Here is a 22,452-nt window from a genome sequence, read left to right on the forward strand (position 1 = left end):
AGATTACGACTCCCCGGCGGACGGGAAAAGGGCGGACGTGGCAGGATTTGGCTATGCCGCTGAACCTCCTCCTGCTCGCCGACACCCACGTGCCGAAGCGCGCCCGGGCACTCCCCGCACAGGTGTGGGCCGCCGTCGAACAGGCCGACGTGGTGTTCCACGCCGGTGACTGGGTCACTGCCGAACTGCTGGACGAACTGGAGCAGCGGAGCCAGATCCTAGTGGGCGTGTACGGCAACAATGACGGCCCCGACCTGCGCGGACGCCTTCCGGAAACAGCGTCAGTGACGCTGGAGGGTGTCCGGTTCGCCGTGGTGCACGAAACAGGGCAGGCCAAAGGCCGGGAGGAGCGGTGCGAACAGCTCTACCCGGACGCCGATGTCCTGGTCTTCGGGCACAGCCACATCCCCTGGGACTCCACCTCTGAACGGGGCCTGCGGCTGCTCAACCCGGGCTCCCCCACCGACCGGCGCCGCCAGCCCGCCTGCACGTACATAACAGCAACGGTTGATTCCGGCGGCCTGAATCACGTCCGGCTGGTGAAAGTCCACCGGGACATGCCCTGAGCGCGGACGCGGGTTGGCAGCGGGCCGCCCCATTGCCCAGGCTGGAACGGTAAGCATGCTTAGCTTCTAGTGTTCCATCCCTACGCATCAGGAGGACCACCATGACCGACCAGTACACCTTCCGCAATCCGGTGACTGCCTACGGGAAGATCTCGCCGCCGGAGCAGCACCAGCCCGAGCCCGGCCTGGACGCGGAGCTGGAACCGAAAGCGGATCTTGGCGAGGAAACGTACCGCGGCACCGGCCGGCTGGAGGGCCGGAGGGCTATAGTGACCGGCGCGGACTCCGGGATCGGCGCGGCCACAGCCATTGCCTTCGGCCGCGAAGGCGCTGATGTGGTGCTGTCCTACCTGCCGGAGGAGGAAGAGGACGCATCCCGCATTGCCGGCATTATCGAGGCGGCCGGGCGGAAAGCCGTCAAGGTCCCCGGCGACCTGAAGGACCCGAACGTCTGCCGCGAGGTGGTGGACACCGCCGTGGCTGTGCTGGGCGGAGTGGACATCCTGGTAAACAACGCCGGCAAGCAGGTGGCGCAGAAGGAACTGACGGACATCACCGACGAGCAGTTCGACCACACCCTGAAAACCAACGTGTATGCCATGTTCTGGCTGACCAAAGCCGCCCTCCCGCACCTGCCGCCGGGCTCCACCATCATCAACACCACGTCCATCCAGGCGTACAGCCCGTCACCCACGCTGGTGGATTACGCCAGCACCAAGGCGAGCATCAACAACTTCACCAAAGGACTGGCCCAGCAGTTGGCACCCCAGGGCATCCGGGTCAACGCCGTAGCGCCGGGGCCCATCTGGACGCCGCTGCAGGTCAGCAGCGGCCAGCCCAAGGAGGAACTGCCGGAATTCGGCCAGTCCACTCCCCTGGGCCGGGCAGGGCAGCCGGCCGAACTGGCCCCCGCGTATGTGTTCCTGGCATCACCTGAGTCCAGCTATGTGGTGGGTGAAACGCTGAACGTGAACGGCGGCAGTCCCACGCCGTAGCGGCAGGGCCGGCGAGGACCGGATGCCGGCCTGCCTCCGGTCCTAGCCTTCGTCCCGGCCAGCGAGGAGTTCGTCGGTGGCGGAATCGGGCTGGCCGTCGAAGAACTGCGCCAGGACGGTTTTGAAGACGGTTTCCCCGGGGGCTGCGCGCAGGAACAGTGTCATGGACGAGCGCAGCTTCCGGGCATCGATGCCGCCAAAGATGTCTTCGGCGGAGCGGTCGGGATGATTGGTGAGGACCTGGGCGCATTCGAGCAGGCGTGGGCCCAACACCGGGTGCTCCAGGTAATCGCGGGCCTCCTCGAGTGAGCTGATGGCATAGCGTCGGGAAGTTGCACTCTGGCCCAGGCCTGCGAGCTGGGGAAAAACGAACCACATCCAGTGGCCTGACTTGCTGCCCACCTGCAGCTCGGCCAGCGCCTGTTCGTAGGTTCCGCCGTTATCCTGTGCCGAAACGAAGCGTTCCAGGTCATAGCGTTCATTCACGGGTGTCTCCTTGGGATGGGGCAACGGACAGGGAAAGCTGATCAAGGAAGGCGGCCGCGCTGCGGAGGATCCCATCAGGGTCGGTCCGCCACCTGGCGAGGACAACGCTGGCCCGCTGCCTGTCGCGGCCACCAAGCCGGGCCAGGAGTGGCGCCACCACGTCCGCAAGCAGGGGGTCGGCCAGTTCCCGGGTTCCTGCGGACCGGAGGAAGCCTTCGATCCGGGTCAGGTCCGTATGGCGCAGCAGCGCCACCTTGGTCTGCAGCAGCACAACGGCGGCGAGCCGGCGTTCATAGACGGCGCGGGAGCCCGGCCGAGGCTGCCCCCACAGCGCGGACGCCAGCTGCATCACGGCGTCGCGGTCCAGGTCCTTGTACTTCCGCAGCGCATCGCGGACGGTCCCCCGGACGGCACCCACGGAGGAACCGTAGGAGGCGAGCCGGCCGCCCAGCCTGCCCTCGACGTCTCCGGCCCTGTACCAGGCGCCCTCGTTCTGCAGGGTACGGTCAACAAACCCGGCGGCGGCCTCCACGGCATCTGCGGCGCTCACCGCGTGCGGCCTGCCGACGCGTGAGTGATGCAGTAAGGCGTCCACGGCCGGGCCTCCAGCCTTCCTTCGGCGATGGCTTCACCGCAGACGGCGCAGGTCCCGTACGTGCCGCCGGCAATCCTGGCGAGGGCGGCGTCCACTTGGTCCAGCCCGGCGCTGCTTTGCTGCAGGAGCGCCGAGGCCTGGGACAGTTCGAAGGCGATGGTGGAGCCTTCAGGATCATGTTCGTCATCCACATTCGAATCCTGGCGAGCGGAATTCGCCGACGCAATGTCCGCGCGGAGGGCCGGCAGCAGCGCCACCTTCCGCGCCCGCTCCTCTTCAAGCAGGATCCGGAACCGTTCGAAGTCAGGCATGGGAAAAGCCTAGCGCGCCGGTCAGTACCAGTTGTTGGCCACGGAGTGGTTCCAGGCCCCGCACGGGGAGCCGTAACGCCCGCGGATGTAGCCCAGGCCCCACTCGATCTGCGTCCGGTAGCTGGTAAGCCAGTCGCTGCCGGCGCTGGAGTATTTGCCCGGCGGCAGCGCCTGGGCAATTCCATAGGCACCGGAGTAGGGGTTGGTGGCCGTAGTCAGCCAGTTTGATTCCTTGGTCCACAGCTGGGCGAGGCAGAGGAACTGGTCCTGGCCCCAGCCGTACGCGCCCAGCCTGCCGGAGGCATAGCTTTTGGCGGCCGCGGGGTCATTGACTGCGCCGCCGCCGGGAACGGAAGGCACGACGGGCGGCGGGCCTGGTGCCACGGGCACCGTCGGTGCGGGGGCTGGCTTTGCCGGGGCCGGGTTTGCCGGCACCGGGTTGGCGGGCAACGGGGTCGCAGGCGCGGGGACAGCGGGCGCCGGTGGGCGGACGGCAGCCGTCGCTGCTGCCCTGGCTGCCTCTTCCGCCCGCTGGCGGTCCTGCTCTTCGGCGGCGGCGCGCTTGGCGGCCTGCGCTGCCTCGTACGCGGCCACCGCCGTCTGGCCCTGCAGGTATGCACCCTCAACGGCCGCGGTGGTGCCCTTGAGGGAGGCCAGCTGCGCTGTCAGTTCCTGGCCATGCTGCTGGCTGTCCGCCACCTGGCGCGCCATGGCTTCCTGCGCGGACCGGGCGGTGTCGAGCTTTGCCCTGGCTTCCAGGGACAGGCGTTCGCGTTCGGCCTTGGCGGCGCTTTCCTGGGCCGCCAGGGAGGATGCGATCCGGCCGGCGGCTTCGGCTTTCGTGACCAGCCCCGCTGTTTTGTCCCCAACGATCTGCACCACATTGAGGCCCTGGATGTTGTTGGCCTGGATGGCATCCAGGGCCACAAAGACTCCCATGGTGGTGCCGCCGGTCTTGTAGGACTGTGCCGCGATGGCGCCGAGTTCTTTCCGGTGCTGCGACAGCCCCGCGTTCGCCTCTGCAACCTGTGCGGTGAGGGCGTCCACCCTGGCACCGGCGGCCTGCAGGGCAGAGTCGGTCACGGCATAGTCCGCGGCGGCCTGGACGGCGGCCGTACCCAAGGACTCGGATTGGGACTGCAGGCCGGCCAGGAGGTCGGTGATCTTAGTAATCTCCGCGGCCTTGCCGGCCTCCGTCCGTTGCGCCTCCTGCACATCCTGCCAGGAGGGGTAATCGCCCGCCGGATCGCGGTCCCCTGCCGCCGCGGGTGCCGGCCCAAGTGTTCCCGCGAGGGCAAGGGCCAGCAGCGCCACCGGCATTGACGGGCGGGCTTTGATAACGATCCGCGACATAGTTGGGAAGCATACCGGCTTCAACTTCCGGTTGAAGGCTGGCGTGCTGACATCGTTATAACGGCACTCCTGGTCCCGGCCCGCAGGCGGGACCAGGAGCCGCAGGTGCCAGCCGAACCATGCCTCCTTTCAGGTGCGACATCCTGCCGCATGTGGTAAGCACCGGCAAGGGTTTCCCGTGCGGACAGGCCCGCGATCCAGCACTTTGTGACGAAGTTCACGCGACAATACCGGCGCGCCTATCTTCCGTGGTCAGCGCGTTATGCAAACAGCATCCACTCGTTTGCTGAATTCGAGAGAGACACCTCGCATGTTATCCAAATGTGACAATTGCCCGAAAGGCAGGTTATGGTCTTCAGGTGTCCCTCCCAGACGGGACATTCCCCTCAGCATGCCGAGCCCTGCCGCTGATCCGGGATTCAATCGTTTCCAGCTGGCAGGGACGGGGGAACCACGTTTCCACGGCCTCATGCGAGGCCTTGGGGTTAAGTCGACAGCGCCTTCTGTTCCGTTCGGAGCCGCTCCCGGCCGGGTATCTCCAACCCGAACCCGACAGCTCACCCCGCAGGCATGGGAGAGGCGATCAACCGTGTCAAAAATTTCCATTACCGCCCGTCACCGCGCGACTCCGGCCCGCTCAACCGTGCTCCAGGGCTTGGCTGTATCCGCCAAGTCACTTGGCCGCCCGGCGCTCGCCGTAGCAGCAGCTTCCGGCATTGCGTTCGGTGTGGGCGCCCCGGCCCACGCAGGCGTAACCGGACCGGACACCACCGGGACCACTAACACCCAGGCCTACTCGGCTCCGGCACCTGCCGCCGCCGTAGCTGCTCCTGCAGCAGCTGCCGCCAACGTGCACACCGTGGTTTCAGGCGACACCCTGGGCGCCATCTCGGCTTCCTACGGCGTCAGCCTCAACGACGTCCTGTCCGCCAATGGGCTGGCCATCTCCGCCATCATCTACCCCGGCGACCAGATCCAGATCCCGGGCGCCGGTTATGTTGCGGCCGCTCCGGCAGCTGCCCCTGCTCCCGCCCAGGCAGCTGCCCCTGCTCCCGCCCAGGCTGCCGTTGCCGCGGCTCCGGCCAACACCGGTGTGAACATCAACCTCGCATCGGCTCCGGCAGCCACAGGCACCGGCGCCGGTGCCGCCATCCTGGCGTCGGCCTACGGCCAGGTCGGTGTCCAGCAGGACTGCACCGCCATGGTGGAGAAGGCCCTGCGTTCCGTGGGCAAGAGCGTTGGCGACCTGGCTCCCGGCCAGTTCTTCCAGTATGGCTCCGTGGTGGGCACCCCCGCTGCCGGTGACCTGGTGATCACCGCCGGCCACGTCGGTGTGTACGCCGGCAACGGCCAGGTTGTGAGCGGCGGCGTGGACGGCTTCAAGACCGAAGTCCACTCCATCAGCTGGCTCCCGGGCGCTTCCTTCGTCCGCGTAGCGTAGTCACGCCACCCAAACAGGGGCGGCAGGCGGGTTCGTCCCGCCTGCCGCCCCTGTTTCGTTTCGGCGATTCCGGCTGGCACCCCCGGCTTCTGCTGACACCTCAGGTGCCGCAGAACGTCCGGTAACTGCCAAACTCCTCCGGCGCCCCCTCAGCGTAGCGCTCCAGCCCCGCCCTCTCCCGGTACGGGGCACGGACCACGTCCACGAGCCGGTTGAACGGACCAAGATCACCGGCGGTTGCTGCGGCGAGCGCTTCTTCCACCAGGTGGTTGCGCGGAATGTAGGCGGGGTTGACCCGGTCCATCAGGCCTGCATCCGGTTGCAGGGCCTGCCACCGAGACGCCCAGGCATCGTATGCGGGCAGGTCCAGGACCATGCCGCGCGCGGGCCGGTGGTTTCCCCGTGCGGCCTCGCCGAGGCTGCGGAAGAACGATGTGTAATCCACCGGCCCGTCCTTCAGGATGGCGATGACACCGTCCACCACTTCCGAGGCTTCCTCCGCTTCCGGGCTCCCCGACGGGCTCTCCTTGAGGCCCAGTTTTGCTTTCATGCCACCGAACCAGGCGTCGCTGTACTGCCGGCGGAAGGCGCCCAGCGCCTCCACTGCGGGGGCCACGGCCTGTTCCTGGTCCTCGTTGATGAGTGGCAGCATCGCTTCGGCGAGGCGGGCCAGGTTCCATTCGGCCATCACTGGCTGGTTGGCGTAGGCGTAGCGGCCGCCCACATCAATGGAGCTGTACACCGCCGCCGGGTCGAAGGCATCCAAAAACGCGCAGGGCCCATAGTCGATGGTTTCGCCGGAGATGGTCATGTTGTCCGTGTTCATCACGCCATGGACGAAACCCACCAGCATCCATTGGGCCAGGAGTGACGCCTGGGCAGCCACCACCGCTTCGAAGAGGGCGAGGTAGCGGTTTCCGGCCCGGGCCGCCGCAGGGTGGTGCCGGTTGATGGCGTGATCGGCGAGGCGGCGCAGGAGGTCCATGTTGTCGGTGGCCCGCGCATACTGGAAGCTGCCCACCCTCAGGTGGCTGCCGGCCACCCTCGCCAGGACCGCGCCCGGGAGCATCGTGTCGCGGCGGACCGGGCGGCCGGTGGCCGTCACTGCAAGGGAGCGCGTGGTGGGGATGCCCAGGGCGTGCATCGCCTCACTCACCACATACTCCCGCAGCATGGGTCCGACGACTGCGCGCCCGTCACCTGCCCGGGCGAAGGGCGTGCGGCCGGAGCCTTTCAAATGCAGGTCGAACAACCGGCCGTGCACGTCGGTCACCTCGCCAAGGAGGAGGGCACGTCCGTCGCCGAGCAAAGGCGAATAGCCGCCAAACTGGTGGCCGGCGTAGGCCTGGGCCACCGGCGTCGCGCCTGCCGGGATGTGGTTCCCCAGGAGGAGCCGGACGCCCTCGGGCGACTGGAGGTAGTCCGGATCCAGCCCGAGCCCTTCTGCCAGTTCCGCGTTGAGGACAAGCAGCTTGGGATCGGGCGCTTCCTCTGCCTGCCATGGAACAGCCAGCTCGGTCAGTTCCCGGGCAAAGCGCCCGTCGAAGGTGACCGTTGATTCAGCAGCAGCCGTCATACTTCACGCCTTCCCTCATGGTTTGTTTTTCGATTGATCAGCCAGGTGATCAGCCAAAGGACAACGCCGATGGCCATCAGTCCGCCGGCGATTTGGTACTGGATGACATTCCGGCCCACCCACGGGCCGGCCAGGAAAGCGCACAGTAATGCCGCCACGAGCGGGAGTTGTCCCGGCGAAGTGAAGAATACCTTGCGGCGCGGGTCGCGCTTGCGCCTCAGCACCAGGCAGGCAACGTTGACCACCGTGAACACACACAGCAGCAGGAACGCGGTGGTGCCGGAGAGGTTGGCCACGATGTTGCTTTCGGGGTCGCTGGTGACGTAGAGGATGAGTCCGAGCGCCAGCACCGTGGAGAAAACGATTCCGGCCCACGGGGTGCGCCGGCCGGGCAGGACTTTGCCCAGCGGCCGCGGCAGGACGTGCTGCCGCGCCATGCCGTAAATGAGGCGGCTGGCCATCAGCATATTGATCAGCGCCGTGTTGGCAACGGCGAAGACCGCCAGGAACGGGAAGATCCTGTCGATGGGGAAGTCCGGGGAGCCTTTATGCACCACTTCCAGGAGAGCCGCGCCTTCTGCCTCCCTGATCCCTTCCAACTCCGTGGGAGTAAGCACGCTGACCACTGAGACGGCCACGAGCATGTACAGCAGGACGGCGATGCCGAGGCCCGTCAGCATGGTCCGCGGGAAGATCTTCTCCGGGTGCCGGGTCTCCTCCACCATGTTCACGGAGTCCTCGAAACCCACCATGGCGAAGAACGCGATGGACGTGGCTGCGGTGACCGCAAGGAACAACCCTTTGTCCTGGTAGTCATTGAAGACAAAGATCTCGCCGGCGTTGCCTGTTCCCTGGGACATCACAAAGAAGCCGACGCCGATCACGATGCACAGGGCCAGCATCTCCACCAGGGTGAGGACCACGTTGAATTTCACGCTCTCCCCCACGCCGCGCAGGTTGATCAGGGCCAGGAGCACCATAAAGGCCATGGCGACGGCGGTGATGACTCCCTGCGCAGGCATGCCCAGCCAGCCATTGATCTCCAGGCCGCCGAAAAAGTTCTGGGCCAGGACGTTGGCAGAGGTGGAGGCGCTGGTCATGCCCGAACAGACCACGGCAAAAGCCACCAGGAAGGTGATGAAATGGATCCCGAAGGCCTTGTGGGTATACAGCGCCGCGCCGGCAGCCTGCGGGTACTGCGTCACCAGTTCCAGGTAGGAGAAAGCGGTCAGCGTGGCCACCACAAAGGCCAGCAGGAAGGGCAGCCACACAATGCCGCCCACGGTTCCGGCCATGGTCCCCGTGACGGCATAGACTCCCGCGCCGAGGATGTCGCCAACAATGAAGAGCAGGAGCAGCTTCGGGCCAAGGACCCGCTTGAGCTCTGGTTCATCCCCTTCAGGGGTGACGTCATACACTTCTTCGGAAGTTGTGCTCATTGTCCACCTCCACAACGCATTGGGCCGCTGGGCCATGGCGTGCATACCGGATAATTCACTCTGTACCCCGTGCTCCGGTTTGGCAATGAGTCCGGTCCGCCGGGCCTGCCTGCGGAGCGGCATCCTGCCGGCGGCGCCGTTCCGGAAGAGGCACCCGCTGCAGGTCCCGCGCGGCCAATACTCTCACTTGAGCGGCACGAGAGCCGGCCTGGGCAGCCAGCAGGGCAACGTCGTCGTACCGTGACGAAAAGTGCGTCAGCACCAGGGTGCGCGCCCCTGCACTGCCGGCCAGTTCCCCCGCCTGCCCTGCCGTGAGGTGGCGGTACTGGGTGGCGAGCGCGGCGTCGTCATCGCTGAAGGTTGACTCCGCGACGAGGAGTTCGACGCCGTCCGCCAGTTCCTCGGCCCCGTCGCAGGGCGCGGTGTCCATCACAAAGGCGAAGCGCTGGCCCTGCCGGGGAATACTCACCTCATCGAGGTGGACGCCCGCCACGAAACCTTCACGCAGGAGCCGGCCGACGTCGGGGCCCCGGAGACCGGCTGCCTCCAGCCGGTCAGGCAGCAACGTGCGGCCGTCCGGTTCAGTGAGGCGGTAGCCGTAGGTTTCGATCCGGTGCCTCAGCGGCCGGACCTCCAGCCCTTCGGCCACACTTCCGCTTCCGCCGTGCGGGTGGAGCCGCAGGTCGATCCCCGGGGAGCTGACCGATACCAAGGCACGGACCACGTCCTCCCCTGTTGCTGGGTAGTGGAGATGGACCGGATGCCCCACGCCGTCGAGCGCCATCCGGGACAGCACACCCGGCAGGCCATAGCAATGGTCGCCGTGGACGTGGGTGAGGCAGATGCGGGTGATCCGGGCTGCGGAAACACCGGCGAGGATCATTTGACGCTGGGTTCCCTCGCCCGGATCAAAGAGCAGTCCCTCCCCGTCCCAGCGCAGGAAGTAGCCGTTATGGTTGCGGGTCCGGGTTGGCACCTGCGAGGCGGTGCCCAGGATGACGAGTTCACGCATGCTGTCAGCGGAAGACGGCGGTGGACCGGAAAGCAGGGCCCGGAAAATTCCGGGACCTGCTTCCTGGTTCATCAATTTGCTGTGTGCTCAATGCCGTTTGAGCATTCCCATGATCCGCTGGGCAACACCGCCGGACCTGGCGCCCATTGCACCAGTGGTGTGGGGCGTCCGCCCCGTGGCGTTCATTCCGCGCCCGCGGACGGTGCCGCCAGTGCCCGTCCTGCCTGAGAACCGTCCAGCGGCATTCCTGATCATGCTTCCCAAGTTCAAGTGAAACTCCTTCAGTCGTGACCCTGCCAACCGATATTCATCAGTTTACTTATTATATTAGCCGGGCTTTGCCCGGATAACGGGAACCAAACCCCCTTCCTGCAGACTGCAGCCATGGGCGAGGGGAGGAAATCCTCAGCGCTCCAGGTCGTCCGGCTCGAACCCACTAAGTGGGGAGCCGCCGAAGTTTTCCTGGTCATCGCTGGCATCGGCCTCCAGGCCGGTGGGGTCCTCGCCGAAGTCGACGTCGGCCACGGCTTCGCCGAGGGTCGGGGTGGCGGCCGGCACCCGCTCATTGCCGGCACCGTCGCGGGTGGCCTGCATCTCATCGCGCAGGGTCTGGTCGCTCAGGAAGTCCTCCTCTTCGCCGGAAACTTCGTCCTGGAGCAGCGGATCCTCCTGCCAGCGGTCGGGGTTGTTCTCCGCTGCGCCGGGATAACTGTCAGGTTCGCCGTCCCGTACCGGGTCCAGCTCCAGGGAAGACGCCGCGCCGGGGGTTTCGTCCAGGAGCACGTCGTTTTCGTCGACAATCTCAAGCTCGCCGTCAGGCAGATTCTGTTCCGTCATGATGATGCCTTTCTTGTGGCCGGCCTTGCCAATAATAGTAAGCATACTGACGGATGGGCTGCGGTGCCATGGCCCGGTGGAAGCCAGGCTCAGTGCAGGAGCCAGGAACTGTCCTGCGGACTCTCGGGCTTCCGGCGTATCTTGCGGATCAGGACGATAAACGGCCATGCCAGCAGCTGCAATAACCCTGCAGCCAGCAACAGGCAGAGAATCAGGATGATGACTGGTAAGTAAAGGACAAAGACGCCGACTGCGGCTGCGACGTAGCCGCCGATGAGCGCCAGAACCGCTGAAGCATCCAGTACCACAGGGCATTCCTCCCGGAATGCTGGGGAACGAACACCCAGCCTGAGAACCCGGCCGCTTACTTCCTAACGGTTGTTTAAGCGTACTCTTCAGCCGTCGCCGGAGGAAGAAGCTGCCCTCCATTGGGGCTCCGGGGGGGACCGTGACCTTTGGCCCTACAACTCCACCTGGCCCGGCGCCAGTCTTAATGTGCCTCTGCCCGCACATGAACCAGAAAGCCGGCCATGTCAGCCCGCAAACCGATCGCTGTCGCCACGAACGACTCGGCGCAGAGCCGGGCAGCTGTGCAATGGGCGGCCCGCCGGGCCCAACGCGAAGGACTTCCGCCGCTGATCGTCCACGTGGTGGATGACCGCTGGGTGGCCGAACCCTATCCCTTCATCGGCGTGCTTGAGGAGGCCGGCCGGAAACTGCTGGAGTCCGCCGCCGTTCGCGTCCAGGAGCCGGTCACCATTCCCGTGACCACCAAGCTCCTGACGGGCAGCATCAGCGGCTCACTGGCGAAGTTTTCAGGCAAGGCGTCGCTGCTGGTGGTGGGGTCGGGAAGCTTCCACCTCGGCGGAATCCTGGCCGACCGGGCACTCCAGGCAGCAGCCGCGTCCAAGGTGCCTGTGGCCGTCGTAGGCCCCCAGGAACTGGACGGCCGCTCCGGGGTTGTGGTCGGCGTACCCGGACCCGGTGACGGATGCCGGACTGAATCCCGGCAACCTGGCGGAAGTCGTGGTGGCCGAAGAACGCCTGGTCCTGTCCGAAGAAGTGTCAGGGCTCGGTTCCACCGCACACGGCGTACTCAGACACCTTCCGTGCCCCACCGTCACCACCCGCGTCGTGGCTGCCAGGAACAAGATCCAGGCCCGGCCCCGCTATTTTCCTGTCAATTTTCCTCAACAACGGGTTCGGCATCATGAAAAAGACAGCTTCAGTAATAATGCTCATCCTCGGGATACTCATTTCGCTGGTCGGCCTCGGCGCTGTGGCCGGCGGCGCCGTAACCCTGGCGGTGGGATCAGCACAGGGGGACGGCTACCTCACCGCCGGCTCGGCGCGCCTGTCCGTGGGGTCCCACGCTTTGACGTCACCGCGGCTGGAGACCATGGGTGAGGGCGTCCCCGGCCGCCTGCCGTTCGACGTCGGCACGCTGCGGTTGCGTGTCTCGCCCGTGGACCCCGGCAAGGACGTCTTTGTCGGCATCGCTGCCCAGTCCGACGTTGACCGCTACCTGTCCGGCGTGCACCACTCCGAATTGGTGGACGTGGAACAGACGCCCTTCCGCGCCGAGTACCGCGACATAGCCGGCACCGCGGTGCCGGCGCCTCCGGCGGAGCAGACGTTCTGGCAGTCTTCCGCATCCGGCGCCGGACAACAGGAGCTGACCTGGACCCTCGCACCCGGCAATTGGTCGATAGTAGTGATGAACGCGGACGCCAGTCCCGGAGTCAACGTCCAGGTCCAGCCAGGCTTCCGGTCCGACCTGATCCGGCCGGCCGGCACCGGGGTGCTGGTGGGCGGAATCGTTGCCCTCGTGATCGGGATTCCGTTGCTGGTCTTCGGGGCTGTTGGGCTGGGCCGGCGCGCTTCTCCACCCCAAGGGCCCTCCTACGGACCGCCTTCCGGGCCCGGCCCGGGATACCCGGCCGGACCTGGAACCCCGGCCGGACCTGGAACCCCGGCTCCGGGAGTGACCTCCGGCGGGGCGGCACCTGCAGGATGGGCGGCACCGGGAGGAAGCCAACCGCCGGCTGTTGCGCCGCCATACCAGAGCGTGCCCGTGGCGGAGGCTGACCTGGCGCCGTATCCTGCCCGGCTCTCCGGTGACATCGACCCGGGCCTGTCCCGGTGGATGTGGCTGGTGAAGTGGTTCCTGGCCATTCCACACTTCATCGTCCTGTTCTTCCTCTGGTTCGCGTTCGCCGTGACCACCGTCGTGGCCGGGTTCGCCATCCTGTTCACCGGGCGGTACCCCCGGCCCCTGTTTGATTTCAACGTGGGAGTACTGCGGTGGAACTGGCGTGTCGCCTTCTACTCCTACGCCGCCGTGGGCACGGACCTGTACCCGCCCTTTACCCTGGACCGCACCAACTACCCGGCAGACTTCGAGGTTGACTACCCTGAGCGCCTGTCACGCGGCCTGGTCCTGGTCAAATGGTGGCTCCTGGCCATCCCGCACCTGCTCATCATTGCGGTGCTCGCCGGCAGCACGTGGACCTGGCGGGCCGGGGCCACCGATGTGGGAACCACCTATGAGCGCTCCACAGGCATTTCCCTGCTGGGGCTCCTGGTCCTCGTCGCAGCAGTGGCCCTGCTCTTCACCGGCCGGTATCTGCGCCCGCTGTTCGACCTGATCCTGGGTATCAACCGCTGGCTCTACCGGGTCCTGGCCTACACGGCGCTGATGCGCGACGAGTACCCGCCGTTCCGCCTCGACCAGGGTCCCCGTGAGGCTTCCCGGCCTCCGGCCGTCTCCCGGGCGCCGATGCCGCCCCAACCCTACGAGCGCCCCGTCAATGAGGAACCCAGATAAATACAGCCGCGGGGCCCGTCTCCCGGGCCCGGCAGCGCCTGGGCAGTTGTAGTATCAGGACTTCCAAACGTTGGTCCCTTCCAGGTTGTCCGGAGGCAGGAAACAATGAATACGGGCACTTTGGCACTGGCCGCCCCGCACGCCGGTGCGGGCAGGGTGAAGGAATTTGGAGCGGTTGGGTGAAAAATCATGAGCCCAGCTCCGGCGGAGCCGCTGATCCCCGCAAGCCCCTCCGCGTCTTTATCCTCGATGACCACGAGTTGGTGAGGCAGGGACTGAAGGACCTGCTGGAGGGTGAAGGTTTCGAGGTTGTGGGCGAAAGCGGGTCTGCGGCCGAAGCCACGCGGCGGATCCCGGCCCTGCAACCGGATATCGCGATTTTGGACGGACGACTCCCGGACGGAACGGGAATCGAGGTCTGCAGGGACGTGCGCTCATTCGATCCGCGCCTGAATTGCCTGATCCTGACCAGTTACGACGACGAGCAGGCCATCCGCGGCGCGGTGCTGGCCGGGGCATCGGGTTATGTTCTCAAGCAAATCAGGAGTGACGCGCTGCTGGCCGGGATCAGAAAAGCAGCCGCCGGTGAATCGCTCTTCGACCCTGAAATGAAGCAGCGCATCGTCGCTGGCCTCGCCAAAACGCCGACTGACCCCCGGATGGAGGGGCTCAGCGCCCAGGAGAAAAAGGTCCTTAACCTGATCGGGCAAGGGCTCACCAACAGGCAGATCGGCGAGGAGCTCTTCCTGGCGGAGAAAACGGTCAAGAACTACGTGTCGTCCATCCTGGCGAAACTGGGATTTGAGCGCCGTACCCAGGCCGCGGTGTATGTCACCCGCAACACCACGGACGGCCCTGCGTAAGAGGTGCGCAAGGCTGGAACCAGCCGCCCGCCGTCGTACAGGTAGGGACTTTCAGCCCTACGGCTGGCCCGGGACGCTTGGCATTCTTGAGAGGCGCCGTCCGGGTCCCCAGTTTGCAGGCCGGAAAGGCTTTCCATGCACACACCAGTCACACGGACGGAACGAGACCGGAAATGTGCCTGCTGCGATCAGGAGGGCAGGAACCATGGCCACGGTTGACGAGTACCGGCTGTGCACGGCGAAGACGCACCGCCAAGCGGCATGGGCACTGCCGCCGAGTTAGGCGATGGCGGGTGCAACGTCATCTTCAAGGACCGGGGCAGGGTCATCGGGCGCTGGAGTTCATGGGAAAGTGCAAGCGTGGCGCTCGATCAGCTTCAGGAACTTGGGGGCCGCTACGAGTACCGGCTGGAGGAGTTCCACCGCTGGGTGCAGGGGCTGGGCCACACCGTGACCTGCTCCCTGTGCAACGCCGCGCACGAGGCGGTCGTCCCCGCCGGAAACGCGGCGGCAGGCCAGTGGCGTTGACGACAGGTATTTTAACCCGCACCCGCCCGCAGCCTTCCGGCGGACCGTGACTCGGTTCCTACCGCGGAATGGGTACGGTCCAGGTCACGGTGGTGCCGCGGCCCGGGGAACTGTCGATGACGCAGGTACCGCCAAGGCGGGAGGCCCGGCTGTGCATGTTGTCCAGGCCGCTGACCCGTCCCGGCTCCCCAAAACCGCGCCCGGAGTCGCGCACGGTAAGAACCACCTCATTGTCCTGCGCGGCAAGCAAAATATGGATGTCCTCCGACCCTGAATGCCTGACCGCGTTACTCACGCTCTCAGAGAGCACAGGCAGCAGGTGCTCAGCCACTTCGTCCCCCACCACGGCATCCACGGGGCCCGAGAGCTGGACGCTCGGAAGGAATCCGGCAGCGCTCGCCGCCTCCTGCACCACCCGCAGGACACGTCCACTGAGGAGCTCGTGGTCGGCTCCGCGGGGCTGGAGCGAGTAGATGGTGTCCCGCAACTGGCGGATGCAATCGTCCAGCTCGGTGGTAACAGAGTCGATCCGCTCGGATGAGAGCGGGTCGGTGATGTACCGGCGGAGGCCCTGGATCCTTAGTCCAGCCGCGAAGAGCCGCTGGATGACGAGGTCGTGCAGGTCCCTGGCAATCCGCTCCCTGTCGATGAACAAGGCATGTTCTTCCCGCAGCTGGTTGGCCTTGAGCAGATCCAGTGTCAATCCAATCCGTGAGGCAAACACCCTGCTCGATTCGACATCCGTATCCGTATAGCGTGTTCCCCCGGCAGATCTCGCCAGGACCAGCACACTGCCGCGGTTGCCTTCGCTGGTGTTCCCCAGGGCTGCTACCAGGACCGGTCCGAGCTTTTCGGCCGACGCCGGGTCGAACACCTTGTGCGGGTCCGCCAGGGTCCTGGACTCTCCCGTTGCGAGTACCTCGGCCAGGACAGCACGGGCGGGAAGTTCCTGCCCGCCGGGCACCGATTGGACCCCCATGGACGTCCGGCACCGCAGGCTTCCGTCTCCGGCCACTGAGGCAATGAGGGCCAACGCCGAGGCGGAGGCGTGAAGCGCGCGTTCGGCGATGATGTTCAGGTTCTCCGGATCAGACCGCGGTTCGGCCTTCAGCCGGTCGCTGACCTCCATCCCCGCCTCCAGCCAGCGCTGGCGGCTGGTGCTGTCCTCAAACAACCTTGCATTCTGGATCGCCACGCCGGCAGCTGAGGCGAGGGCCACCGCGAGGTCTTCGTCCTCGGCGGTGAAATCCGCACCGTCGGTTTTTTCCGTCAGGTACAGGTTCCCGAAGACTTCGTCCCGGACCCGGACGGGAACACCGAGGAATGTTCTCATGGGCGGATGGTTGGGCGGGAAGCCCACAGCTATGGGATGCTCCCCCAAGTCATGGAGCCGCAACGGTCTGGGTTCACGGATCAGGTGCCCCAGCACGCCATGGCCGGTGGGAAGATCACCGATGAGGCGGGCACCTTCTTCATCAATGCCCACAGTGATGAAATGGCTCAGCTGCTGGTCGTCGCCGATAACGCCCAAGGCGCCGTAGCGCGCACCGACGAGTTCGCACGCGGACTGCACCACCCGGTCCAGCACCGCCTCGAGGCTCAGGTCTTCCGTTAGGGACACCACCGCCCCGAGCAGCCCCTCCACATGCTCCTGGGTCCGGACGAGTTCATCGGCCCTCTCGACGAACTCGCGCAAGAGCTCCCGGGTCCGCCGCCTGATAGGTTCACGCCACATGAAAAACACCTCGGTCAAAGACCAGCATCGTCCACGGCGGGCTGCTTCACCGGTTCCAACATGTGAAAGTCCCAGGATCTCTCCCGATCATGCTAACAAGCGCCGGCACCAATCACTCAACATTGGCTCACTCGTATACGGGCGCCCATATGGACGCGGATCAGCACCGGAATTAGCCCACTGAATTGGCAAACAAGGACCTTTGCCCCTATTGACAGCGGACAGCGGCAGGGCACGGTTGTTTGACACCAAAAGTAGAAGCGTTCAAGGAAGAGCAGGACTATGGCAGGAACATTCGAACTGTTTGTCGACGGCGATTCACAGATCCGGTTCCGGCTGCTGGCCAAGGACGGCCACGTACTGGCTGTCTCCGGCCAGTTCGCAGATCAGGAACATGCAGCCGCAGCGATTGATGACGTTCGCGAATGCGCCGCAACGGGCCACATCCAGGTGGCAGGCAGGCTCAAGGCTGCGTAGGCACAACCAGCCAGGACTGGGATCCCGGCCAAATTCCTACGCGGCCAGGCGCTGGTCAGCAGGAGGCGGCGCCTGGCCGCGCATGGAGTCCCGGACGGGACCGGGACGGGGCCCAGGGTCCTTCTGGAGGTAAGGGGCGATGCAGGTGCCGGGATCCATCGTCGCCGGTTATGACGGCTCCGCTGAAGCTGCCGCCGCAATCCGCTGGGCAGCACACCACGCCAGGCTCCGGAACCTGCCCCTTCACGTTGTGCACTGTTCCATCTGGCCGCTGCTGACCAACAAACTCGGGCCGGTTCCCGGCGTTGCTGACAGCGGCCTGGAACGCTCGGCCGAGGCAATCCTCGAGGAAGGCTTGAGCCAGGCCAAAGCGGCTGCGCCGGAACTCGACATCCAGTGCACCCTGCTGCATGGACGGCCCGCCTCGCATCTCGCCCGGATAGCAGCCCGACAGCAGACGCTGGTTGTAGGCAGCCGCGGGTTGGGCGGCTTCCTCGGCCTGCTGGTCGGCTCCGTCAGCCTTGAGCTCGCAGCCACGGCATCCTGCCCCGTTGCCGTCATCCGCTCGGATCGTCATCCTGATGGCCCGGTGATGGCTGCCGTTGATGAATCAGGTTCGCCGGCGGCCCTCAGGGATGCCTGCACTGTGGCCTCGGCCTCCCGGTCCCCCCTCGCCGTCGTCCATGTGAGGCACACCCCTGCAGGGCACCTGCATGTCCGCGACACATCGGAAGCGGATGCTGCGGCCGAAGCGGTACTGCGGGCGGCTGTCCAAACTGCCCGCTCGCTGGCACCCACCGCCGAAGTCGAGGGAATACTGCTGGCAGACACTTCAGTGGCCCACGGCATTCTCGACGCTGCCCGGGATGCTGCGGTCCTGGTGGTGGGCAGCCACGGCCGCGGCCTCGTCAGGGAAACCATCGGTTCAACCGCCCATGCCGTTCTCCACCATGCCCAAGGCCCTGTCATCGTCTCGCGCCACGGGTCCGGCAGCTGACGTTCTCGAGGGTCCGCCCTCAGATCCGCGAGAAGGCAAGTAGCCACCTGACGTCCGCAACGCATACGCTGGAGCAACAAACGGGCGGGCTTGGCAGGTGAGTTGTGGCTGCAGTAATACTGGCGTGGAACCCCAACCGGCGGGACGGCTGGGACTACCACACCGCCGTCGGGCAGGTGGCAGGGACCGGGCGGTTCCTGCATCGCTGGCGCCTCCCCCACCCCACGGATATCCAGCCTGGCACCGAGGTTTGGCTGCTGCTGCAAAGCATCAGTGGCACAGCGGCGGGCCTGGTTGGTCATGGCGTAGTGATGTCCGGACCGTTCGAAGTCCTGGCGGCCGACGATCCGGAGGCCACCGGCTGGTATGCCCCCATCGCCTTCGACGCACTGCTTCCCCCTGGTGAGCAGATTCCCATCGACGTCCTCACCGCTGCAGTTCCGGGGATGCTGTGGGACGGGATTCCAAAAGACCCCACACCCGTTCCATCAACAACGGATTCTGGCCTTCGCACGGTCTGGCGGGACCACGGGCCTGTGCCTGCAGATCCCACACAGTTTCCGGCGGGCAGCTACCCGCCGGATGCTGTGGCCACAATCCAGGTGAACCGGTATGAGCGGGATGCGGACGCCCGCCGGGTATGCCTGGCGTTCCACGGAACCTCCTGCGCTGCCTGCGGGTTCTCCTTCGAAGTGTCATACGGCGATAGTGGTGCCGGATTTATCCACGTGCACCACCAGGTGCCACCGGCGATGCTGGGGCGCGGATATCAACTGGACCCCATAGCCGACCTGGTCCCGCTCTGCCCCAACTGCCATGCCATGGCCCACCTCGGCGTCACATCACCGCGGACAGTTTCGGAGCTTCGAGGCATGATCTCAGCGGCGGGTCACCTCAGGGGTGAAGTTGTGAGCCGCCAGTCCCTGGAAGCCCGGGAGGATGCACAGCGAATTCGGGACAGCCGCCAGGACTGACTTCGGTTCCGTGTGGCTATGGCCGCCTCCTTTCTGACGGTGCTGGCCTTCGCCGCGGCGTCCGCCGCGCTCGCCGTTGTGGTGGCTTTACCGGAGGTGAACCGGGAGGATGTCCTTGGGATTGTCGTCATCAGCATCCTGACCCTGATCGGTGCCGTGACCCTCCTGGCCCTGCGGTCCGGGTGCGGCATGGCTGGGTCAATGTCCGCCGACGGCAGTGAAGGAAGGTGCCATGGCCAGAGCAGCGCGATACGGCGGTCCCCACTGGCGGCGTGTGTTGGCTGCCCTCGCCGGCAGCGACGCCCGAACCGCCTACGCGCAGATCGTCCTGGGCACGAAGCCGCCGGACGTCCTCGCCGGCTTCAAGGAACAGAGGCGCAACCGGGCCCTCGTTGCCCTGCTGGAGTCCGGGCTCGTGGAACGGAATGCTGCCGGCGAATTGGTGGCCCCTGATTCGGTTTTCCGTAACCTCCTCAACCAGCAACCCCGGCGGCAGGCGCAGACCGGAGTGCACCGCTTTATGAGGCTGGGGAGAATCGAACGGTACCCGGCGGGCAGGGCCGAACGCCGTGAACTCCTGGCCTGGCTCGCCAAGGAGGCATTCGGAAGCGGCGAGGAACTGACAGAGAAGCAGGTCAACGAACGGCTCCTGGCCTACACGGACGATGTGGTCCTGCTGCGCCGCTACCTGGTGGACTTCGGGCTCATGGAGCGGACGCCGTCGGGCTCCACGTACACCCGGCCGGAAGAGACACCGGACTGAGACCCCAGCCAGTGACCCGGATAACAGCGGCCCCTTGACGGATGCAAAACGTTTTGCATATAGTGATGCAGGCAACATACAAAACGTTTTGCAAAGGATTGAGAGTCAATGGCGACCAAGGTAAACATCAGGGACGTGGCAAAAGCTGCCGGCGTCTCAGTGACCACCGTGTCGCACGCCCTGAGTGAAACCCACAGTTCCCGTGTGAATGCCCGGACCGTCGAGCACATCAAGGCCGTAGCCGGCGACCTCGGCTATGCGCCGAACCGGCTGGCGAGCGGACTGCGCAACCAGCGTTCCCAGATCCTCGGCCTGGTCAGCGACGAGATCACCACCACACCCTTCGCCGGTTCCATGATCCAGGGCGCACAGGACGCCGCGTCCGAACACGGGCACCTGTTAATGGTGGTCAACTCGGGTCTCGACAACGAACTCGAGCGGCAGGAAATCCGCGCCCTGCAGCAACACCAGGTGGACGGTGTTATCTACGCCCGGATGTTCAACCAGCAGGTCACCGTCCCCGGTGAGCTGCAGGGAATGCCCACCGTGGTGCTGGACGCCACCTCGGACAATCCGGGCCTGTCCTCGGTGGTTCCGGACGAGTTCGGCGCCGGAGAGTCCGCCGCCGAGCTCCTGGTCTCCGCCGGCCACCGCCGCATCGCCATGATCAACAACGAGGACGATATTCCCGCCTCCCACGGACGCCTCGAAGGCTTCCGCGCAGGACTGGCCCGCCACGGCCTGCAGTTGCCCCCGGAGGGCGTGGTCACCGGCCATCCGAGCACAGCGGGCGGCCGGCAGGCGGCCCTCGGGCTGCTGGCCACCCCGGAGCGGCCCACGGCGCTGTTCTGCTTCAACGACCAGATGGCCATGGGTGCGTACCAGGCAGCCGGCCACCTGGGCCTGAAGATCCCGGCCGATGTGTCAGTCGTTGGCGTGGACAACCTTGAACTCATCGCCGACGCGCTGTGGCCCGGGCTGTCCACCATGGCCCTCCCCCACTACGAGATGGGCCGGTGGGCGGTGCTGAAACTCCTCAACGAACTCGAAAACCCCGGCGCGTCCCCTGCGAACGAAAAGGTCCCCTGCCCGCTGGTTGAGCGGGGTTCCGTGGCGCCGCCCAAACACTGACCCGACGTCAAAAACCGACCCGCAGGGCAGCCGTCGAGGCTGCCCGGAAGCAAACCTGTTGTACCCCAGGAAAAACGGGAACGCAGCCGTTGCAGCGGCCGCGTTCCCAGCAGGACCCCCGTCAATCACCCCTGTCCAAGCAGAAAGACTGTCCCATGAACACGAAGCTCACCAAGGTCCTGGCGACCAGCATAGCCGCCGTCGCCCTCACTGCCACCCTCGCCGGCTGCGGCAAGGGCAGTGCCTCATCCTCCACCGAAGGCTCCGGCGAAATCGCGCTGTGGACCCACAATGCCGGCAACCCGGACGAACTGGCCGCCGTCCAGAAGATCGTGGACTCCTACAACGGCAGCCAGGACAAGGTGAAGATCAAGGTCCAGGCCTTCCCCCAGGACTCCTACAACGATTCCGTGGTTTCCGCCGCCGCTGCGGGAAACCTCCCCTGCATCGTGGACATCGACGGCCCGAACGTGCCCAACTGGGCATGGGCCGGCTACCTGAAGCCGCTGGAACTCGACGCAGACCTTTCCAAGCAACTCCCCAGCACAGTGGCCGAATGGGACGGAAAGCCCTACGCCGTGGGCTACTACGACGTCGCGCTGGCCATGATGGCCCGCGGTTCCGACCTGAAGGCCGCCGGTGTGCGCGTTGCCACCATCGAGCAGCCCTGGACCAAGGAAGAGTTCCAGGACGCCCTCACCAAGCTCAAGGGACTGGGCAAGTGGGAGTACCCGCTGGACCTCGGCACCGCCGGCACCGGCGAATGGCTCCCGTACGCCTACTCCCCCTTCCTGCAGTCCTTCGGCGGCGACCTGGTCAACCGCGACGGCTTCCAAAGCGCCGACGGTACACTCAACGGCGACAAGGCGGTGGCGTGGGCTGAGTGGTTCCGCGGCCTGGCAGACCAGGCCTTTATGGCCAAGAAGAGCGGCAAGGACTCCACCCAGGACTTCCTGAACAACAAGAGTGCCATCGTCTACACCGGATCCTGGGCCGGCGACAAGGCCAAGGCCGCGCTCGGTGACGACCTGGTGGTGATGCCGCCCGTCGACCTCGGCGAAGGCCCCAAGATCGGCGGTGCCTCCTGGCAGTGGGGCGTCACCAGCAAGTGCAGCAACTCCGAGGCTGCCATGGACTACCTCTCCTACTCACTGAAGCCGGAGAACGTCGCAGCGGTGGCCAAGGCAACCGGCGCCATCCCTGCCAGCAATGAGGCAGCAGCCCAGATTCCGGCGTTCGCCGAAGACGGCGCCAACCGGATCTTTATGGACTTCTCCCGCAAATATGCCGTGATGCGCCCGGAGACACCCGCCTACCCGTTCATCGCCACCGAGTACGGCAAGGCAGTGCAGGACATCCTCAACGGCGCCGATGCCAAGTCCACCCTGGACAGCGCCGTGAAGGCCATTGACGCCAACATCAAGTCCAACGGCGGCTACAAGAACTAGCCGGAGCCGCTGGAGGCCTGCTGCGCCGCACGGCGCGGCAGTCCCTCCGGCAGCCTGATCCACGAAAGACTCCCATGGCAACTGCTCCCCTTCCCACC

At 65.9% G+C, this 22,452-nt stretch carries 24 protein-coding genes and 1 riboswitch; of the genes, 14 read left to right on the forward strand and 10 right to left on the reverse strand.

From position 1 onward, the window contains the following. Positions 1-53: 53 nt before the first annotated feature. Both BACI348_RS11730 and BACI348_RS11735 read left to right on the forward strand, forming a co-directional pair. Positions 54-566, forward strand: coding sequence for a metallophosphoesterase family protein (locus BACI348_RS11730; RefSeq protein WP_201298414.1), 513 nt, complete (start codon positions 54-56; stop codon positions 564-566). A gap of 101 nt (positions 567-667) precedes the next feature. After that, positions 668-1,561, forward strand: a complete 894-nt coding sequence (locus tag BACI348_RS11735; RefSeq protein WP_159826027.1) for a glucose 1-dehydrogenase — start codon at positions 668-670, stop codon at positions 1,559-1,561. 42 nt (positions 1,562-1,603) lie between these two features. Here the strand turns inward: BACI348_RS11735 and BACI348_RS11740 are convergent, their stop codons facing one another. Genes BACI348_RS11740 through BACI348_RS11755 form a run of 4 tightly spaced genes read right to left on the reverse strand, consistent with a single transcriptional unit; the run spans position 1,604 to position 4,306 of the window. Next, positions 1,604-2,047: a DUF1810 domain-containing protein gene (locus BACI348_RS11740; protein ID WP_159826029.1), complete on the reverse strand. Its 444-nt coding sequence runs from the start codon at positions 2,045-2,047 to the stop codon at positions 1,604-1,606. Continuing rightward, the gene (locus BACI348_RS11745; protein WP_159826031.1) at positions 2,040-2,597 is read right to left on the reverse strand and encodes a DNA alkylation repair protein; all 558 of its coding nucleotides are present in this window, start codon (positions 2,595-2,597) and stop codon (positions 2,040-2,042) included. Before BACI348_RS11745 ends, BACI348_RS11740 begins: the two co-directional genes overlap by 8 nt. Then, positions 2,594-2,953 (reverse strand): TraR/DksA family transcriptional regulator, encoded by a 360-nt coding sequence (locus tag BACI348_RS11750; protein WP_159826033.1) that lies wholly within the window; start codon positions 2,951-2,953, stop codon positions 2,594-2,596. Before BACI348_RS11750 ends, BACI348_RS11745 begins: the two co-directional genes overlap by 4 nt. 21 nt (positions 2,954-2,974) lie before the next feature. Further along, positions 2,975-4,306 (reverse strand): coiled-coil domain-containing protein, encoded by a 1,332-nt coding sequence (locus tag BACI348_RS11755; RefSeq protein WP_159826035.1) that lies wholly within the window; start codon positions 4,304-4,306, stop codon positions 2,975-2,977. 395 nt (positions 4,307-4,701) lie between these two features. Next, positions 4,702-4,892, forward strand: a riboswitch (cyclic di-AMP (ydaO/yuaA leader). A 3-nt stretch (positions 4,893-4,895) separates the two neighbouring features. Here BACI348_RS11755 and BACI348_RS11760 point away from each other — a divergent pair. Beyond that, on the forward strand, positions 4,896-5,747 hold the full coding sequence (locus BACI348_RS11760) for a C40 family peptidase (protein WP_159826037.1): 852 nt from the start codon (positions 4,896-4,898) through the stop codon (positions 5,745-5,747). Positions 5,748-5,847: 100 nt separating this feature from the next. Here BACI348_RS11760 and BACI348_RS11765 read toward each other — a convergent pair whose 3' ends face one another. Genes BACI348_RS11765 through BACI348_RS11775 form a run of 3 tightly spaced genes read right to left on the reverse strand, consistent with a single transcriptional unit; the run spans position 5,848 to position 9,774 of the window. After that, positions 5,848-7,323 carry a protein adenylyltransferase SelO gene (locus BACI348_RS11765; RefSeq protein ID WP_159826039.1) on the reverse strand — a complete coding sequence of 492 codons (1,476 nt, stop codon included), beginning with the start codon at positions 7,321-7,323 and terminating at the stop codon, positions 5,848-5,850. Next, on the reverse strand, positions 7,320-8,762 hold the full coding sequence (locus BACI348_RS11770; protein ID WP_159826041.1) for an APC family permease: 1,443 nt from the start codon (positions 8,760-8,762) through the stop codon (positions 7,320-7,322). The genes BACI348_RS11765 and BACI348_RS11770 overlap by 4 nt, the downstream gene beginning before the upstream one ends. A 55-nt stretch (positions 8,763-8,817) precedes the next feature. Further along, a complete protein-coding gene (locus tag BACI348_RS11775) occupies positions 8,818-9,774 on the reverse strand; it encodes a ribonuclease Z (RefSeq protein ID WP_159826043.1) in 957 nt (318 codons plus the stop codon). Positions 9,775-9,871: 97 nt separating this feature from the next. Between BACI348_RS11775 and BACI348_RS11780 the strand changes: the two genes are divergently transcribed. Next, positions 9,872-10,048, forward strand: coding sequence for a hypothetical protein (locus tag BACI348_RS11780; RefSeq protein WP_236557536.1), 177 nt, complete (start codon positions 9,872-9,874; stop codon positions 10,046-10,048). A 131-nt stretch (positions 10,049-10,179) separates the two neighbouring features. Here the strand turns inward: BACI348_RS11780 and BACI348_RS11785 are convergent, their stop codons facing one another. Together BACI348_RS11785 and BACI348_RS11790 are read right to left on the reverse strand one after the other, a co-directional pair. Continuing rightward, the gene (locus BACI348_RS11785; protein ID WP_159826047.1) at positions 10,180-10,611 is read right to left on the reverse strand and encodes a hypothetical protein; all 432 of its coding nucleotides are present in this window, start codon (positions 10,609-10,611) and stop codon (positions 10,180-10,182) included. 89 nt (positions 10,612-10,700) lie between these two features. Further along, positions 10,701-10,919 (reverse strand): hypothetical protein, encoded by a 219-nt coding sequence (locus BACI348_RS11790; protein WP_236557537.1) that lies wholly within the window; start codon positions 10,917-10,919, stop codon positions 10,701-10,703. A 222-nt stretch (positions 10,920-11,141) separates the two neighbouring features. Between BACI348_RS11790 and BACI348_RS11795 the strand changes: the two genes are divergently transcribed. The 4 genes from BACI348_RS11795 to BACI348_RS20695 all read left to right on the forward strand — a co-directional run bounded on the left by BACI348_RS11795 (position 11,142) and on the right by BACI348_RS20695 (position 14,829). After that, on the forward strand, positions 11,142-11,825 hold the full coding sequence (locus tag BACI348_RS11795) for a universal stress protein (protein WP_236557538.1): 684 nt from the start codon (positions 11,142-11,144) through the stop codon (positions 11,823-11,825). Beyond that, entirely contained in the window at positions 11,822-13,438 is a 1,617-nt protein-coding gene (locus BACI348_RS11800; protein WP_159826049.1) for a DUF4389 domain-containing protein, read from the forward strand. Before BACI348_RS11795 ends, BACI348_RS11800 begins: the two co-directional genes overlap by 4 nt. A gap of 179 nt (positions 13,439-13,617) precedes the next feature. Then, the gene (locus tag BACI348_RS11805; protein ID WP_159826051.1) at positions 13,618-14,301 is read left to right on the forward strand and encodes a response regulator; all 684 of its coding nucleotides are present in this window, start codon (positions 13,618-13,620) and stop codon (positions 14,299-14,301) included. A 360-nt stretch (positions 14,302-14,661) separates the two neighbouring features. Further along, the gene (locus BACI348_RS20695; protein ID WP_236557539.1) at positions 14,662-14,829 is read left to right on the forward strand and encodes a hypothetical protein; all 168 of its coding nucleotides are present in this window, start codon (positions 14,662-14,664) and stop codon (positions 14,827-14,829) included. Between the two features lie 58 nt (positions 14,830-14,887). On the opposite strand, the gene BACI348_RS11815 is transcribed toward BACI348_RS20695, so the two are convergent. Further along, positions 14,888-16,564 (reverse strand): GAF domain-containing sensor histidine kinase, encoded by a 1,677-nt coding sequence (locus tag BACI348_RS11815; protein ID WP_159826055.1) that lies wholly within the window; start codon positions 16,562-16,564, stop codon positions 14,888-14,890. 282 nt (positions 16,565-16,846) lie between these two features. On the opposite strand from BACI348_RS11815, the gene BACI348_RS11820 reads away from it, so the two are divergent. From BACI348_RS11820 to BACI348_RS11845, 6 genes are all read left to right on the forward strand, one after another. Then, positions 16,847-17,041 (forward strand): YegP family protein, encoded by a 195-nt coding sequence (locus BACI348_RS11820; RefSeq protein WP_159826057.1) that lies wholly within the window; start codon positions 16,847-16,849, stop codon positions 17,039-17,041. 139 nt (positions 17,042-17,180) lie between these two features. Beyond that, entirely contained in the window at positions 17,181-18,038 is an 858-nt protein-coding gene (locus tag BACI348_RS11825) for a universal stress protein (RefSeq protein ID WP_159826059.1), read from the forward strand. Positions 18,039-18,142: 104 nt separating this feature from the next. Beyond that, positions 18,143-19,012 carry an HNH endonuclease gene (locus tag BACI348_RS11830; protein ID WP_159826061.1) on the forward strand — a complete coding sequence of 290 codons (870 nt, stop codon included), beginning with the start codon at positions 18,143-18,145 and terminating at the stop codon, positions 19,010-19,012. A 232-nt stretch (positions 19,013-19,244) separates the two neighbouring features. Continuing rightward, a complete protein-coding gene (locus tag BACI348_RS11835) occupies positions 19,245-19,775 on the forward strand; it encodes a DUF2087 domain-containing protein (protein WP_159826063.1) in 531 nt (176 codons plus the stop codon). 108 nt (positions 19,776-19,883) lie between these two features. Next, positions 19,884-20,906, forward strand: a complete 1,023-nt coding sequence (locus BACI348_RS11840) for a LacI family DNA-binding transcriptional regulator (RefSeq protein ID WP_159826065.1) — start codon at positions 19,884-19,886, stop codon at positions 20,904-20,906. Positions 20,907-21,061: 155 nt separating this feature from the next. Next, positions 21,062-22,354, forward strand: a complete 1,293-nt coding sequence (locus BACI348_RS11845; protein ID WP_159826067.1) for a sugar ABC transporter substrate-binding protein — start codon at positions 21,062-21,064, stop codon at positions 22,352-22,354. The last annotated feature ends 98 nt before the right edge of the window (positions 22,355-22,452 follow it).

It is taken from the genome of Arthrobacter sp. 9AX (genome assembly GCF_902506095.1).
Lineage (GTDB): Bacteria > Actinomycetota > Actinomycetes > Actinomycetales > Micrococcaceae > Arthrobacter.

What these genes read in the sequence shown, in the direction of transcription:
- BACI348_RS11730 (WP_201298414.1), top strand. Translation starts at nt 54, where the DNA reads ATGCCGCTGAACCTCCTCCTGCTCGCCGACACCCACGTGCCGAAGCGC.
- BACI348_RS11735 (WP_159826027.1), top strand. Translation starts at nt 668, where the DNA reads ATGACCGACCAGTACACCTTCCGCAATCCGGTGACTGCCTACGGGAAG.
- BACI348_RS11750 (WP_159826033.1), bottom strand. Translation starts at nt 2,953, where the DNA reads ATGCCTGACTTCGAACGGTTCCGGATCCTGCTTGAAGAGGAGCGGGCG.
- BACI348_RS11755 (WP_159826035.1), bottom strand. Translation starts at nt 4,306, where the DNA reads ATGTCGCGGATCGTTATCAAAGCCCGCCCGTCAATGCCGGTGGCGCTG.
- BACI348_RS11765 (WP_159826039.1), bottom strand. Translation starts at nt 7,323, where the DNA reads ATGACGGCTGCTGCTGAATCAACGGTCACCTTCGACGGGCGCTTTGCC.
- BACI348_RS11770 (WP_159826041.1), bottom strand. Translation starts at nt 8,762, where the DNA reads ATGAGCACAACTTCCGAAGAAGTGTATGACGTCACCCCTGAAGGGGAT.
- BACI348_RS11775 (WP_159826043.1), bottom strand. Translation starts at nt 9,774, where the DNA reads ATGCGTGAACTCGTCATCCTGGGCACCGCCTCGCAGGTGCCAACCCGG.
- BACI348_RS11785 (WP_159826047.1), bottom strand. Translation starts at nt 10,611, where the DNA reads ATGACGGAACAGAATCTGCCTGACGGCGAGCTTGAGATTGTCGACGAA.
- BACI348_RS11795 (WP_236557538.1), top strand. Translation starts at nt 11,142, where the DNA reads ATGTCAGCCCGCAAACCGATCGCTGTCGCCACGAACGACTCGGCGCAG.
- BACI348_RS11800 (WP_159826049.1), top strand. Translation starts at nt 11,822, where the DNA reads ATGAAAAAGACAGCTTCAGTAATAATGCTCATCCTCGGGATACTCATT.
- BACI348_RS11815 (WP_159826055.1), bottom strand. Translation starts at nt 16,564, where the DNA reads ATGTGGCGTGAACCTATCAGGCGGCGGACCCGGGAGCTCTTGCGCGAG.
- BACI348_RS11820 (WP_159826057.1), top strand. Translation starts at nt 16,847, where the DNA reads ATGGCAGGAACATTCGAACTGTTTGTCGACGGCGATTCACAGATCCGG.
- BACI348_RS11825 (WP_159826059.1), top strand. Translation starts at nt 17,181, where the DNA reads ATGCAGGTGCCGGGATCCATCGTCGCCGGTTATGACGGCTCCGCTGAA.
- BACI348_RS11835 (WP_159826063.1), top strand. Translation starts at nt 19,245, where the DNA reads ATGGCCAGAGCAGCGCGATACGGCGGTCCCCACTGGCGGCGTGTGTTG.
- BACI348_RS11840 (WP_159826065.1), top strand. Translation starts at nt 19,884, where the DNA reads ATGGCGACCAAGGTAAACATCAGGGACGTGGCAAAAGCTGCCGGCGTC.
- BACI348_RS11845 (WP_159826067.1), top strand. Translation starts at nt 21,062, where the DNA reads ATGAACACGAAGCTCACCAAGGTCCTGGCGACCAGCATAGCCGCCGTC.